The 16,321-nt window shown below is 44.1% G+C and carries 8 protein-coding genes; 1 reads left to right on the top strand and 7 read right to left on the bottom strand.

All coding sequences use genetic code 11. The annotated features are described in order from the left end of the window. Nucleotides 1-22 precede the first annotated feature (22 nt). Nucleotides 23-634 (bottom strand): TetR/AcrR family transcriptional regulator, encoded by a 612-nt coding sequence (locus tag ABID99_RS10235; protein ID WP_112652400.1) that lies wholly within the window; start codon nucleotides 632-634, stop codon nucleotides 23-25. Nucleotides 635-705: 71 nt separating this feature from the next. Next, on the bottom strand, nucleotides 706-1,467 hold the full coding sequence (locus ABID99_RS10230; protein WP_373613633.1) for an SDR family NAD(P)-dependent oxidoreductase: 762 nt from the start codon (nucleotides 1,465-1,467) through the stop codon (nucleotides 706-708). Nucleotides 1,468-2,207: 740 nt separating this feature from the next. On the opposite strand from ABID99_RS10230, the gene ABID99_RS10225 reads away from it, so the two are divergent. Further along, complete coding sequence (locus tag ABID99_RS10225; RefSeq protein WP_373613632.1) at nucleotides 2,208-5,864, top strand: ABC transporter permease; 3,657 nt, start codon at nucleotides 2,208-2,210, stop codon at nucleotides 5,862-5,864. Nucleotides 5,865-5,985: 121 nt separating this feature from the next. On the opposite strand, the gene ABID99_RS10220 is transcribed toward ABID99_RS10225, so the two are convergent. The 5 genes from ABID99_RS10220 to ABID99_RS10200 all read right to left on the bottom strand — a co-directional run bounded on the left by ABID99_RS10220 (nucleotide 5,986) and on the right by ABID99_RS10200 (nucleotide 16,320). Then, complete coding sequence (locus tag ABID99_RS10220; protein ID WP_373613631.1) at nucleotides 5,986-6,684, bottom strand: hypothetical protein; 699 nt, start codon at nucleotides 6,682-6,684, stop codon at nucleotides 5,986-5,988. Continuing rightward, on the bottom strand, nucleotides 6,681-12,509 hold the full coding sequence (locus tag ABID99_RS10215) for an IPT/TIG domain-containing protein (RefSeq protein ID WP_373613630.1): 5,829 nt from the start codon (nucleotides 12,507-12,509) through the stop codon (nucleotides 6,681-6,683). Before ABID99_RS10215 ends, ABID99_RS10220 begins: the two co-directional genes overlap by 4 nt. 727 nt (nucleotides 12,510-13,236) lie before the next feature. Next, a complete protein-coding gene (locus tag ABID99_RS10210) occupies nucleotides 13,237-13,644 on the bottom strand; it encodes a hypothetical protein (RefSeq protein WP_373613629.1) in 408 nt (135 codons plus the stop codon). Between the two features lie 26 nt (nucleotides 13,645-13,670). Then, nucleotides 13,671-15,260, bottom strand: a complete 1,590-nt coding sequence (locus ABID99_RS10205) for a transporter (protein ID WP_373613628.1) — start codon at nucleotides 15,258-15,260, stop codon at nucleotides 13,671-13,673. Then, a complete protein-coding gene (locus tag ABID99_RS10200; RefSeq protein ID WP_090525957.1) occupies nucleotides 15,253-16,320 on the bottom strand; it encodes an HlyD family secretion protein in 1,068 nt (355 codons plus the stop codon). The genes ABID99_RS10205 and ABID99_RS10200 overlap by 8 nt, the downstream gene beginning before the upstream one ends. Nucleotide 16,321: the final 1 nt, after the last annotated feature.

Raw genomic sequence — 16,321 nt, 5'->3', positions numbered from 1 at the left:
AATAAAGTGTCAAAAAAAAGCGTTAACTTTTTTCAAGGAGCGCGACAAAACACTCATAGCCGCTCTGCATCAGTTCCTCGTTCGTTCTGCCTATGAAACTTGTAGTGCGGTCTTTGCAGAAGAGGGCACAAATGCCGTGCATTGCAGAAAGGATCATAAAGGTTAGATCTTCTGTATCCAGATCCTTGAATCTTCCCTTTTTCTGGCAGTCCTTAATTACAGAAGCCAGGCGGTCGATCGCTTCCTGTGCTATCTTAAAACCACCATCATTTTCGGACATTTTTGCCGGTTCTTCCACCAGGAACATCAAATTATAATAATCCTTGTTTTCTTGTGCAAATTGGATAAAGATGCGGCCCATTGCTTTCAGGCGCTCAAAAGGATCACCCACCTTGTCTAAAACTTTGAACTGGTTGAGCAGTAACCCGAACCCTTCCTTATGCAGTTCCTGGAAGATCTCACTTTTATCTTTAAAGTAAAAATAAATAGAGCCTGGGCTGTAGTTGATCTCGTTGGCGATACTACGCATGCTGGCTTGTTCATAGCCTTTTTCAAGGAATACTTTACGTGCTCCGTTTAAAATGCGTTTATGCATTTCCTGTTTCTCTTCCAATTTTCGTTCTGCTATGCCCATTTTTATTAATAATAAGATACAAATATAATAGTGCCGGCCGGGTGGCGAAATTTCGCACCACGATTCGGCGTTTAGTTTTTCATGCCGGGGCTAATTTGTCCCATAATATTTACAGCGGATTTTCGGCTCAATAATTTGAATCCAAATAGCATGAACCTATTCTTCCAACCTTGTACTACTCTCGGCTTCCGCCTGTTTTCCAGGGCCCTTACCAGTTCTTCGGCGACATCTTCAACAGATGACATTACAAATTTTGGAAAATCACTGGTATGTCCACCTGCATGTGAATGAAAGTCTGAGGCTGCAGCACCGGGATTAAAACCCATCACAAAAATTCCTTTTTTCTTGAACTCATACCACAGTGATTCCGAGAAATTGGCGACAAAACCTTTGGTAGCTGCATAAACTGATCCGCCAGGAAGGGAAGAATGCGCAAGCAGGGAACTAATATTTACCAAAGCATCACCCTGCCTGGCATTTTGCAAAAACGCATAAGATAAGGTTACCAGGGCATTCATATTGAGCTGCATGGTTGCCAGTTGCTCATCCAATGGGATCTCAATAAACTTTCCGTAAATACCAGCACCTGCATTGTTGATCAGAACATCATATTCCCCGGCTTTCAAATGATCCGCTACTTTTTGCAAGTCGTCTTTATCCGTCAGGTCTGCAACCAAAATGGTATGGCCGGTGCCATCCAGATCTTTTATTGCCTTATTTAATTTTTCCTCGCTGCGGGCTACCAGTGTTACCTGGTAATTTTGAGCAGCCAGGCGTCTGGCTGTTTCCAGCCCTATGCCACCGCTTGCGCCTGTGATCAATATTTTTTTCATGATTGTTTTGATTAATATTTTAAACACATCAAAATTATTGAACGGTGTTCAAATAAAAATATTAATTTTTTCATTTTACACGAAAATGATAAACACATTTAAAACGTTCAAGGCGTTAAATACGGCTGGTCTTGTAATTATCTGACAGCCGCGTCGGCAGCCACTAACAGAAAACCAGTTATTTTCCAGCGATGCAATTTCCTTTTCACATTTTACGCAAGTAGTCAATTCTATTGGCAACTTTTTTATGAAATTTTCATACGTCATATTGTCGTGATCAAGGCTTATTATATGGAACGATGTGCATGCAGAATGATTGGATTAGATATGCACTTTCACTTACCGGAAAGAGCTGATCAGGAAAAGAATGGATGCCGGTGATTATAACCTGAAGCAGATCGCAGCTAAATTTGACCTGACCGGATGAAAGCCACGTCAGTAAAATCCTAAGATGATTTTTTATAGACGTTAGAAAAGAAATAACTATTTTTCGATCAATAACAGTTTTTTTAGATCAAAAGATTGATCTAAAAAATTTTATTTCAACCTAACCGCTTCGTGATGCGGCTTATCTAAGCAAAATTTGAGAGTACTTTTTGAAACCTCTCTCCCCTACCTCCTTCCAAAACCGTACGCCCATCCGTCCGCTTCCATTACACATCAAACACAAAACCAAATCATAACGATCTTAATAAAAGCAAGTTGTAAATTTGGCTCGCCAATTGAGCCAAGTTAACTAATTGAAAACCTACATATTCCATATCAACCTTTACCACCTAACATTCCTGGGAACGGTTTTCCTTGGCCTGGCCGCGGCTTTGCTTTTATGGTTCGGCAAAAAACTAAATCAAACTGCAAACCGTTTTTTGGCAGTGGCGTTGGTGGTTATTGTTTTATACATAGCGCGCTTGCTTGCTGTAGATGTAGAGTTGGCGAGCTACATCCCCAATTGGGGCCGCTTGCCACTGCGGTTCTCGCTGGCCTTTGGACCGTTGGTTTATTTCTATGTACTTCAGACAACCCGGGCGGAATATAAATTCCGACTGAAGCATACGCTGCATTTTGTTCCTGTATTGTTTGAGCTTAGTATTCAGTTGTTAGAAACCAGCCAGAGTATTCAAACAGGAGTGGCAGCTTATCAAGCTTCGGTTTTTCAGCAATTTAACCTTGTATTGGAATTGCTGGCGTTCATCTCAGCCCTGAGCTACCTATATGCATCCCATCAACAAATAGAAAACTATTACCGTCTCCTTGAATTCAACAACGGCGACAGGTTCTGCTACCAAATGCGCTGGTTGCACAGCTTGCTGGCCGGTTTCTTCATTTTGTGTTGCTGCTGGTTGATGGTTGCGGGTATTGATTATACTTATTTCCACCAGGGTTTAGGCAACCAGGCTTATTATCCCTTGTATTTGGCTTTGGCTATCCTGGCCATCCGGTTCGCAGTTGTAGCTTTTTTACGGCCCGAGGCTGCTTTGGCCCCAGCGAGGATGCCTGTATTTAAACCAGCGCTACCGGCCGAATCGAAACAAAAAGGCACCTGGCTAAAGCAGGTGCTGAAAGCCAACCGCTATTACCAGGACCCGGAACTGAATTTACGCTCGCTGGCTGAAAAGCTCGACCTGCATCCTAATGATTTATCGCGCATCGTTAATACTGTACTCAAAAAAAGCTTTAACGATTTTATTAATGAGTACCGTGTTACCGAGGTTACCCGCAAAATGCAGGACCCAGCTTTTGATCACCTCACCCTGCTGGGCATCGCCTTCGAATCGGGCTTTAATTCAAAAACTACCTTCAACCGCACTTTTAAACAACTAACCGGCAAAAGTCCGGTCGAATATAAACTTGAATTGAAAAAAGAGCGACCAAATTATAATATGGAGCGCCAGCCCCGCTATGGCACGGTAATTTTAAACCAGCAAACGGCCCAAAACTGGTCGGTAAAAAAAACAAATCCCTACGCTATGTTTAAAAATTACTTCAAAATAGCCTGGCGCAACCTGATGCGCAATAAAAGCTATGCCACTATCAATGTTACCGGGCTGGCCATAGGCATCGCGGCCTGCTTGCTCATTTTTTTGGTTGTGCAGTACCAAACCGGTTTCGATAATTATCATACCAATAAAGACCGCATTTACCGCATCCTGAATGTAAGTAGCGGCCCCGACGGTGTGCATGCCGGTTCGGGCACGCCCCTGCCGATGGTTGAAGGCCTCAAGCTCGACTTTCCGCAAATAAAGCAGGCGGCCAACATCATGAAAAACGACGGCTCGCACTATACCATCGGCGATGTGCACAATACCGGTACCTTCAAAAAATTTAAGGAAGACCTGGCCTATTACGCCGACCCCGAATTTTTTAGGATCTTCGATTTTAAATGGCTTGCCGGCGATAAAAACACCGCCCTTGCCGAGCCTAAAACCGTGATCCTATCACGCGAAGAGGCCAACAAATTTTTCGGCGACTGGCACAATGCCATGGGCAAAACAATCCGCTATGAAAACCGCCGCGACCTGAAAGTGACCGCCATTATTGAAGATACCCCGGTTAATACCGATTTTCCGATGAAGCTGGCCATCTCCTGGATCACCCTCATTGAGAAAGGCGGCGACCTGAACGGCAATGTCCAGGATTGGGTAAGCACCTTCGGCGACCGGAATAGTTTTATCATTTTGCCCTCCGATATAAGCAAAAAACAGTTTAATACACAGCTTGCGGCTTTCGCAAAAAAGCATATTCCGCCACCTTACAATAAAAACCAGAGCTATCAATTACAGGCCCTCAAGGATATGCATTTCAATACCGAGGTAGGTGTGTACAGCGGTCACCCGTTTAGTAAGCAGCTCATAAGCGTGATTAGTTTGATTGGTTTGTTCCTGCTCATCATTGCCTGCGTTAACTTTATTAACCTGGCTACCGCGCAGGCCGTGAACCGATCAAAAGAAGTGGGCATCCGCAAAGTATTGGGCAGCAATCGATACCAGCTGGTACTGCAATTTATCAGCGAAACACTCATCATCACTTTATTTGCCGTTGTACTGGCCGCGGTAATTGCATGGATAACGCTTCCCATGCTCAATCGTCTGCTCGAGATCCAGTTGAGTGGTGGTTTTCTTGCTAATGGAATTGTGATCTTATTTTTAGTGGGCATGGTGATCGGGGTTACTCTCCTGGCCGGCTTCTATCCGGCGCTGGTATTATCGGGTTATAAGCCGATAGAGGCTTTGAGAAATAAGATCAACGCGGGCCGCGCCAGCGGCATCTCACTACGCCGGATATTGGTGGTGGCGCAGTTTTGCATAGCGCAGTTTTTAGTGATAGGAACGCTGGTATTGATTTACCAGATGAACTACTTCCGGAACAAAGAACTCGGGTTTAATAAGGATGCCGTGATTACGGTTCCATTCCCGGGCGATAGCATAAGCAAATCGAGAGTGGGCGCTTTGAAAGATGAGCTTTTGGGACAGCCGGGGATTAAGGATGTGAGCCTGAGTTTGTATGGGCCCTCGGATAACAGCGGCTGGTTCAGTGATTTTAAATTCAATAACGCAGCCAAACAAGTGGATTTTGCCGCCTGCCTCAAATGGGCCGATGCTGATTATTTCAGGCTTTATGATATCCGGTTTGTTGCCGGAGGTCCGTATAAAAAAACGGATACGATAGCGGGCTACGTGGTTAACGAAACCCTGATCCACAAACTCGGCATTACCGATCCGAAACAAGCCATAGGCAAATTCATTATGCTTTGGAATGATAAGAAACTGAACGCCCGCATTACCGGCGTGGTGAAGGATTATAATACAGGCTCGCTCCGCAGCGCTATCCCGCCGGTACTGATGGGAGCCTGGAAATCGCAATACGGCAAGCTCAATATCAAGATTCAGTCGCAAAATGTTAAACAGACCCTCGCCGGTATCGACAACCTTTGGAATAAAACCTTCCCGGAGGGCGTGTACGAATACCAGTTTCTCGATAAAACGATCGAAAACTTTTACCGTAATGAGGACGAGTTATCCACCCTTTATAAGTTATTCGCAGGCATAGCCATCTTTATTTCTTGTTTGGGATTGTATGGAATGGTATCCTTCATGGCCTTGCAACGCACCAAAGAGGTTGGTATCCGCAAAACTTTAGGGGCATCGGTAGGTAATATCGTTTACCTGTTTTCGAGGGAGTTTACGGTGCTTATTGTTATCGCCTTTGCCATATCGGCCCCCGTAGGTTATTACTTTATGCACAAATGGCTGCAGGACTATACTTACCGAATTACTATCGGCGCGGATATATTTATTTTGGCAATCCTGACTTCGGTGGCTATCGCCTGGATAAGTGTGGGGTATAAGGCCATAGTGGCCGCGCTGGCCAACCCGGTGAAGAGTTTGAGGAGTGAGTAGAAAGACCTAAGGCGCTTTTATTGGTACGACAACAAAAACAGATGATTGACTCAATCGGTCCTTTAACAACACTTAGGAACTATTGCTCCATTAAAGCCTATCGGGCAAAACAAGCGTTATCCTACTTAACCCTAAACTGGAAAATATCCGAAGTACTTAAATTATTTTGCTTATCGCGGGTTACAATCTTCCAGTAATATATGCCGGCAGGTTTAACTTGTATATTGCTTAATGAGGTACCCGAAACATGAGATTGCAACAACGATGGGGAAGCAGCATTGGTACCAAAGTATATATCGTAGTCCATGATATCGTTATCAGCATCTGAACCTGTCCATGATAGGCTAATGAGGCTATTCACAGCCTGTAGTTGTCCACCATCAACTGGTTGGTAAGCAGTTGCCGGGAATGGCGCGTGACTTACTACGCCTGGCCCTGAGCTATAAAATTTCCAGGTATCGCTTTGCGCCGTACCGGATGTATTTTTTAGTTTCGATATAATCTGCCACGAGTAGGGTGTATTTACCGGCAACTCTACCGAAACCTGGTTTACAGCTACAGTTTGACTAAGTGCTGTACCCGTTTGGAGGTTTTTTATAGTTATCTCGTATTCGTCGGTATTGGTGGCCGCATTCCAGCTAAAAAATATGCTGCTTTGTGATCCTGATTGCCCATTACCGCTCACACACACCGAGTTTTGGGCCGGCAATATCAAAACGGGTTTCGATGGTGACTTTGTGTCTGAACCGGCATCGCCTTTTTTTCCGCAGCTACAAAAAATAAAACCGGCCCATATCGTCAACAATATTAATCTCTTCATTTTTTAATTATCTTAAATACCTGTTTTGTACCATCCGTATCCAGCATTAAAGTATAGTTACCAGGAAGCTCGATTCCGCCCGTTTGTAATGTTACTGTGCTTGCAGGGTTACTTATCTGCTTACTAAGCACCAACAAGCCACTAACTGAATAAATATCAATAATTGCCTTTTTAACCTGTTTATTACCAATAAACACATTGATAGACCCGTTGAAAGGGTTTGGGTATGGTGCCGGTTGGGTAGTAATATCAATGATCTTCTCCACCACGCCCTGGCACAACTTATCAGTTGTTACGCTTAATTTATTTTTGCCCGCCGCCAATGGTAATACAATACTGCTATCCCTGGTGCTATGTAAAACCCCGTTCAACATTACGTGATACACTTCCCCCCCGTTTAACGACAGGCTGATGGTCTTGGTTGCCTCGTTTACGGTAGATAGCAGGGTAAGGTCTGCCGGTTGCGATACTACTGCCGCATAACATTGCTGATAATTTTTATCTTCTTCTACTGTTATGCACACATTATAAGTCCCGGCTGAAAGCCCGCCAAAGTTGACGGTTTTAGTGAACGGAGCAGATTTATCCAAACCATTACCGGTTATGCGGGCGGTATATTTGTAGCTGTCATAAGTTGCATCGACTGTAATCTTTCCGTTGCCACTGCCTCTGCAGGTTAAACTTTGCGACGTTAGCAGGAAAGCATTTTGCGGCAGTATAAATTTAGATACGATAACTACAGGCAATGACACTTGGCTAAGCGAGTCGACACTTACTCGTACAGTGTATGATGCTGGCTCTTTAACTTCATAACTGGCATCTGTAGCACCGGCAATAGCCTGCCCATTTTTCATCCATTGATATTGATATCCATCTGTCGCCGCAGTGCGTAAATAAGTGCTGCCATACTGTTGGATTACGGTAGCATCAGCATCCACTTGCGGAACAATAAATAATTGCAAGCCATCTGCGATACCGGAACCGTCTTTATTTTTAACAATAATTTGCCCCCCGGTTGTGCCTGGGGCAATAATTGCGTTGATTAACGTTGGCGATACTACTTTAAATTTAGCTGCGGCCGTGGTTCCGAACGAAACATCCGTAACATTCTTAAAATTTATACCGGTAATGGCTACTGTTGTACCTACCTGCGCCCGCGGCGGTGTGAATGAGTAAATAACCGGCGCAGTTGAGGTAACAAAAGTGTTTGATTCGGCCGTATAAGTGCCCGATGATGTAACCGCACTTATGGCATAAATATAAGTGGTGTTAGGTTTAAGATTTTTCAGTACCGCATTGTAGGTTGCCATACCCGAACCACCGCTTACCGTGCTCACATTAACAGTTTTACCATCGCCAACTTTCGATGCCTCCCAATACCTGAACAGTATCGTGGCATCATTGCCATTATCATCAGCCGAACCTGCAACTGTAGCCCCTGTAGTGCTGACGTCAGCCGCATCCTTAGTTGATAGTATAGGTGTTGCAGTGTACGTTCTTACAAAACTTTGCGTACTTGCGGTATTGTCGCTCCCCGCAAGCATCATGGCGCCGTTAGGGGTCATGCTTACTGAGGCACCAAGGCTCGTAGGGTTAACTTCTCTTAAATAAAGTTTATTAACCACATTCCAGGTATCGCCAGTACGTTTGTAGCACCACATCGCTCCCTCGTAATAATCTGTTAAATAGCCACCCACCATCATTGTTGCACCGTCTGCAGACAGCATCAACGCCTCTCCGAACGCAGAATTATTAGCGCCGTCTTTGGGTATTATCATATTGCCCTGCTGTTTCCAGGTATTATTGCTGCGTGTAAATACCCACACTCCGCTGTTTTGTGAACCATCATACCACGATACGCTACCTATAGCCAGCACGTTACCGTCTGCGTTTAGCGAAAGCGCAACCCCTTGCGACTGCAAATGTTTGGCTCCGGTGCCAATTAGTTTGGCACCCTGCTGACTCCATACGCCGTTGGCATTCCTTGTGAATACCCAGGTAGCACCGGTATAGTTGTCATCATTGTAACCGCCCAGTGCTATGGTATTGCCATCGGCACTTATAGCTACTATAACACTTTGATCAATACCGCCTACGGCACCCTGGCAAACAAGTTTGGCACCCTGTGGGGTCCATACACCGCGATCACGTGTATAAACCCATGCCGCTCCGTTATTCATGTGGCTGGTAGATCCTAACACAAGGGTGTTGCCATCGGCACTCAGTGCTATATTGTACGGATAGGCGTCGTTTAAAGGATCAATTGCCTTAAAGTCGGCTTGTTTTGACCATATTTCACCATCACGTACATACACAGTTGCAACGCCGTCGTGTGTAAAAACAGCGGTGTTGCCATCTGCACTTAGTGCGGTAAAAAATAAAAGACTTCCTGTTAATAAATTATCGGTTTGCTTTTCCCATGCATCTCCATTGCGTTTGTATATCCAAACACCACTTTGCCCGTGGTCAACATATGCAGCAAAAAGGGCGGTTTTACCGTCGGCGCTGATATTTACTTTAGTATTAGAGCGTCCGTAGCTGTCTGGCTCATCAAGATACAACCTTTGCTGTTGCAGGAAATTTGGCTGCGAGGTATTGATAACTTTAAAGCTACCACTTGCATTCACGCTCCCCGCGGGTGTGTTGATAGTAAGCCCTCCTTTAGTTGTACCGGGCATAACCATAGCAATCATTTGTTTGCCGGTTGCAGATATTACCAGGGCAGGCACACCGCCTACAATAACACTTTGGGGGCTTATAAGGTTATCGCCGCTTATTGTAATCAGTGTACCAATCGCCCCTTTCGCAGGAGTAAAAGACGTAACAACAGGCAATCCCGGTATAGTTGTGAATTTTTTTGTTATGCCATTTACCGTACCTTGAGTACTTGATGCATTTATACGGTAGTAATAAGTTACGCCAGGTGCAAGGCCAGACAGTGCAACGCTGAAAGTCACCGCTCCCTGATCTGCAGCTACGCTGCTTTTGCCATCAGCCGGTATAATTTTAGCCCCGCTCATATCGGAAGATGTGCTGTATTCAAAATTAACGGCAGCTGCAATACCTTTACCATTCACGGTACCATTCAATGAGGCGCCATTAAGAACAATATTTGATGCGCTTAAAGTATTGGCTTCGGGCAATAAAATTGCCTTGTAAACAGCCACCGAACCAACTCCCCCATTATCAAAATGGTTGCCCGCCGTCGCAATGCTGCCATCAGCGCTAATTGATAAGGCATCACCATAATAAGTTGCATTACTTGCAGCTTGTGATACAGGGTTTCCCTGTTGGATATATTTATCGTCGGTACGCTTAAAAAATCTAAGCTCATCCTTGTCTGTATTTCCTGCATCAGCCGCAACGATTGTTGAAGCATCGGCGCTGGCACCTACCAGGCGGCCAAACATACGCACGTTATTAGCAGCTGCAGGCAACGCTATTCTGGTGTTTTGCGTCCAGTTAATAGTTGATGGGAACTCACGTTTAAAAGCCCATACAGCACCTTGTCCGCTGTTAAAATTTGGCGCGCCTACTATCACATATTTTCCATCAGCACTTACCGATATCGAACTGCCGAACTGCGAACCATCAGCAACGCCGTCTGGCACAAGTTCAAAGGGCGGGGATAACCATCCGCTATTGCCTAATTTAGTATAAACGCGCACCGTGCCTCTGCTGCTGCCATAAGTTGGTTGTCCAACAGCAATTACCTTCCCCTCAGCACTAATAGCCAAAGTATTACCCGGCTGAAAGCCGAACGGCAGCTGTAAATTTGTACCTGACCAAACATTGTTTGCACGGTTATACACCGTTATCATAGCATAATAATTATTCTGCGAAGATCCGCTTACTACAACGGTCGATCCATCGGCGCTTACTGCTACGAGGCTGCCCTGCGCCTGTTGCCGGGGTAATGCTGCAGTAACAATTTTTTGTCCTTGCTGTGTCCATATTTTGCTGCTTCGGGTGTATATCCAGGCTGCGCCTGTTGCATTATTATCGCCTTCGCCACCTACTACTACCATATTACCATCGGCCGTTATAGCAACCGATGCTCCTTGCTTGGCCGCTCCTATTACATCAAGACCAGACAGCCGGGCTTCCATATTCCAGCTATCTCCATTTCGAGTATAAATGTAAGCCGCGCCAATATTGTTATTATCACTATGGGCTCCCACTATTAAGGTATTACCGTCTGCACTCAAGGCGGTTGCCCATCCAAATTGTGCAAGCCCTTTCACGTCTGCCTGTGTTATCCTTGTTTGCGGAGTAAATGAACCATACGCTGGTGCCAGCTTAAAATTGCTGGACGCTGTGGCATAACCATTAGCGGTGTTAAGCGCTATTGCGCCGGTTGACGCCCCAGGCATAACCATTGCTACAACTTCGGTATTAGTGTTTGACAACACTACAGTATTTATTCCTCCTATTACCACGCCCTGCGTATTAACCAGGTTATTACCACGTATGGCAACCAAAGTACCCGCCGGGCCACTTAGTGGGTTAAACGATGAAATGGCCGGCTTACCAACATTGGCGACAGTTGCTATATTTAGAGTATAAGAACTGCTGCCGGCCGCATTAAAAGCAGTTACAACATAATCTGAAGCTGGAGTTATTTCTGTAGCAAAGCCGGTGATATTACCTGTAAGCTGATCAAATTTAAGGCCCGCAGGCAGCTGTTTATTAATAATGTAACCAGTAACTCGTATTTTCCGAACCAGGTAGTTCTGATATTCTACCAGGTAAATATTCCCTTTCGTGTCATAAGTGAGCGCATTAGGACTTCTGAACTGGGCTATGGTGCCTATTCCATCTGTGTTGCCGCCTGCCGTATAACCATCGGCGGGAGTACCGGCTACCCGGTTTATTATACCGGCAGGAGAAATAACGTTTATGATTTGATTGGCTGTATAATAAATATTGCCTGTAGCATCGGCGGCTACACTGGTTACATAATTATTTGAGGGGATACCCAACATTTCGGCGGTGGCAACGGTTGTCACAACGCCCTGCGGGGTTATTTTCCTTATCCTGTCATAATCACCCGCGATGATATTATCTTGTTTATCTACAGCTAAGCAATTGATACTATTAAACCTGGCCGTTATTGCATTTCCATCATTTGATCCGGCATCGCCAAAGCTACCTGCAAATGTTGTAACAACACCTTGTGGTGTTACTTTACGGATGGCCTTGATATCATAGTCTGCAACATATAAATTACCCTTGCTATCCACAGCGATTGAAAGAGGATAACCAAAAGATGCATCGGCACCAATACCATTAACCGGGCCATAAGGGCCACCACCCGCTATTGTTGTCACTACAGTGTCGGGGGTTATTTTACGCACACTCCTATCTGACATAACATACAGGTTACCGGCAGCATCAACTGTAATTGCGCGGGGATCAACGAAGCCCGCAGACCGGCCAACGCCATCTTTGTAAATATCATTACCTCCAGCAAACGTAGTCATAACACCGGCCGGCGTTATTTTGCGAATAACATGATTGGCTTCATCGGCCATAAATATATTACCTTTTGCATCTACGCATTGTGAATGTACAGCACCGAAGCTTGCGGTTGCAGCACTACCATCCTGGTAGCCTGGCCGGCCACTGCCACAAAGAGTGGTAACCTGTCCATAATATCCCTGAGGTATTGCGCCTCCGGTGTTTACAGGCGCTAACGTTTGGATTGGAACTCCCAAAGTAAATATTTTAGCCCCGGCGGTATAAGTGATTTTAGGGGCCTGGGCCTTAACCGCAGCTACTATGCACAACAAGCATAAAATTGCCAGTAAAAATTTCGACTTCATTAAATCAGTTACTGGCTTTAAAAAACTTTAGCGGATAATGAGTTACTGGAAGTAAAGGGGAGTATATATTTATTCATACATTACAGCGATAAGATTAGTAGCAGTAAATATAATATTTTTTAATGGAAATTGAGTGCCGGTTTTTTGGAGACATTTTTCATAAAACACTTTGACACAAGTGTTAGTTGATTCGTTCTTACAAAACGATCCGGTACACTATTTCTAAAATTCAACCAGGATGATCTTATATCTTCAATCTATTAAAATTAAACTTTTGTTCCTGGCCTTCTTTGATTTCTTTAGCGTTAACTGATCGCTTTTTACTATCCGCTACCGTGTTTAATTTAATAGTCCCGTGATGAACTTTAATGGTTAATGATCTTACTTTGCTATTTGCGCCATCGTTGCACTACCCCACCGCGTAACCGTTCGACCAGAAATAAGTTCCGGGTTTGGATGTTATTGCAAAACTGCCATCAACTGCTGAATACTGGAATTTGCTGATGGCAGGAATAGCTGATTTCGGCAGACATCCCTTCAAGCCGGTAATCTTTGTCCACTATAAACTTGTCCGGATGCACCTTCAATGCATTCTGATGACATTCAAGACAGTTTGCTATTAGATTAAATCTATGGTATAACCTTCCGACTGAAGTTTTTGGATGACTTCAAAAGCCGTGGCCATGATATTGTTGTTTTTTTTTATAAATCTCGGTATAGTTAATGCTTAGTCCCAGTTACCTGACAGCGTAACATCCATGTCTTTATTTTTGACATCCATCTCTAACGGAAAAATGATTTTATAACTATCCATATTCATTTTTTGCGAACTAATCAAACCTGTAGAGTCGGCCCACAACTGCACTATACATGTTTGTTTATATAGCGCTTGTTTGAGGCTCGGAGTTATACCCAGCGTAACGGGCAATGGCAGGGTTGACGGATACGAAGCAGATTTACCGATAACTCGCTGATTATCTGCGGCGTCAACTACCTTGACGTAAATATGCTGTAATTCGGAGTTTTTGTTTGTGTAGGCATTTATGGTAACCGTTTTTAATTTAAAGTTTTGGTTATCTTTTTGGCATGCAGTTATACTGACGATGATAATAGCCAACAGGGTTATATATTTCATTTGTTGTTTAATATTAAGTAATTAGATTATGCAGGTACAAGCCGGCGCGAACGCAGGTAAACCGCTGTACGATTTAGATAAGGGAATAAAGCAATAAGCAGCAAGGTTGCGACCAACATCATTGACATCATCTCGTAATAATCCATAGCGAACCTGATTTGGATTTGCTGATTAACGGCGCCTACCAATTGCTTGTTTGCGCCTTTACCGGCTTGCTTTAACGAGAGCCCCTTTGACAACAGTTCGGTCCCACGCGTGGCCAGCGCGTGCAATGCAAACCGGTCAACTTTTGTTAGATGGTCCTGAAATGCATTGTAATGCCGGCTTTTTTCGTAGAGCTCGCAAAAATTGATGATTGCAGCACTAACACAGAAGCCAACATACCCCATAGTAGAACATATCGAAGTTGCTGACGGGCCAATTGCAACAGGCACTGCAGAGATGGCATACACAATGGTGGGCACCATGATCATCCCCACGCCTATCCCCTGCATAAAAAGCGGAGCGTAAAAGTTGTTTTCATTTGCCTCTGTAGCAAACAAAAAGAACATAATGACATGAAAAGCCAGCAATAATATAAAGCCCGGAAACCAGATAAACCTGATATTTTTTTTCTGCAGGATCATAGCACCGGAAATTATAATACCAATTATGAGGCCGCCCAGGTTGCAACTGTTTATATAACTTACGTGAATAGGATCAAGCTTAAGTACACCTGTAAAAAATGAATTGGTGATATTAACCGCAAACCGACATATATAAAGTATGAAGATTAGAAAGGCCGCGAACTTAAAATTGCGAAAGCGAAATATACCCAGATGCAGATATGGTCTTTTTAAACCTCTTTGGCGTACAATGTAAATCAATGTGCTAACTATCATAGCGGCAACGCTATAGTAAATGCGGGCATCATCCAACCAATAATATTCCTGCCCATAAATACTAATATACCCCAGCAAAGTGAGCATGATGCTCCAAAACACAAAACTCTGCCAGTCGAGTTTGTATAAGTGAAACCGGGCGTTTAACCTTACGTTATTCATACACAGCATGATAAGGCACAGGCATGGCAGGTAAGAGAACAATGCGCCCTTGTAAACCAGGTTAAAATTATAAGAGTCTATCAAATCGGCGGTAACCAAATTGGTAAAGGGCAGAATACATATCAGCATTCCGAAAAAAACCGAGAAGCTTATTTCGCGGGCCCTTTCGCTGTGCAGGCGGGTAAACATGAGGGATAAAGACAGGTTTACTGTACTGGAGAATAACATCCCCTGGAAAAAACGGATCGGGAATAATATATAAAGATCATTGGTTAAATAACATACCAGTGTTGTCAGCAACTCCAACATGGTAAAAATGATAAAATATTCTTTTGCTGCCAGGAAGTTGAAGAATCGCCGTTCAAGGCTGTAAAAGGCTATATACCCGGCATAAAACAAAGCTACCGCAAATTGTATATCTGCCAGTTCGCTGCCATAATAGCCTGCTGCCGCATTGATGTTTGCAAATGGCAGAAAAAAAAGCACCAGCGTGGGCAGGATAAGTGAAAACAGTATGATCTTAATAGCCCAGCCCGGAACCCAGCTTCTAAAAATTGGAATCCCCCTATCCATGGCGCTGCTGTTTTTTTGGAACGTAAACATTAACATTCATCCCCACTCTAAGCATGGCCAGCTGCTTTTTTTCAGCATCGACCCTGATACGTACCGGCACACGCTGAACAATTTTCACATAGTTACCGGTAGAGTTATCCGGAGGCAGCAACGAGAAGCTGGAACCGGTCGCGGGCGACAGTGAAATGATAGTGCCCTTAAACTCCTGGTCCGGAAATGCGTCGGCAACAAATTTTACGGTATCACCTATATGCATGCCGGCAATTTGGGTTTCTTTATAATTGGCTATCACCCATTTGTCAGTTTCGTTATCAACAATATAGGCCAACACTTCGCCAGCATTAATCATTTGACCGACCTCTACCGTACGACGGCCCATTCTTCCATCATATGAAGCCCTGATAACGGTATATTCAACGTCAAGCATGTTGCGGTCAAGCAAAGCTTTTAAACGTGCAATTTCTGCCCTTAATACCGTCTTTTCTGCTATAATATCTTCTATTTTTGATTCTGCGGCTCCGTAGTTTTCCTCTGCCGACTGGAAATCGCTATTGTTTACATCCAGGGTAGCCTGAACATTTTCAAGCTGTTGTTTAGTAGCTGACTCCTCTTTATAAAGGCGCAAATAACGTTCAAAGTCAAGCCGCTGTTTCCAAACTTTTGCAGCGCTTGCTTTAATTTGAGCTTTAGCAGAACCGGCAGTTTTTTGCGTGGTGTGTATGTTACTTTTTAATACCTCTAACTGTGCCTCGGCTTTTTGTATAGCTGCCCGGGTCTGCGCAACTTGTAAAGTGTATTCTCGGTTGTCTATGATTAATAAGGTATCTCCCTTTTTTACCGGCTGGTTCTCTTCAAACTTTACAGCCACTATAAAACCTCCCGCACGCGATATAACAGGGTTTACGTACTCCTGTACCTGTGCGTCATTAGTTTGCTCATACTCATGATACTCCCAAAGTGTAAATACGGCCCAAATAGCCAGGGCTATAATGGTAAGGCCGGCTATCCAACCGGTTATCTTGGTAATAATTCGATCTGTTACTATATGCTTTTTTTTCATG

Origin of the sequence: Mucilaginibacter sp. OAE612 (assembly GCF_041806395.1) — a bacterium.
GTDB lineage: Bacteria > Bacteroidota > Bacteroidia > Sphingobacteriales > Sphingobacteriaceae > Mucilaginibacter > Mucilaginibacter rubeus.
This window is presented reverse-complemented; position numbering and strand designations above follow the sequence as displayed.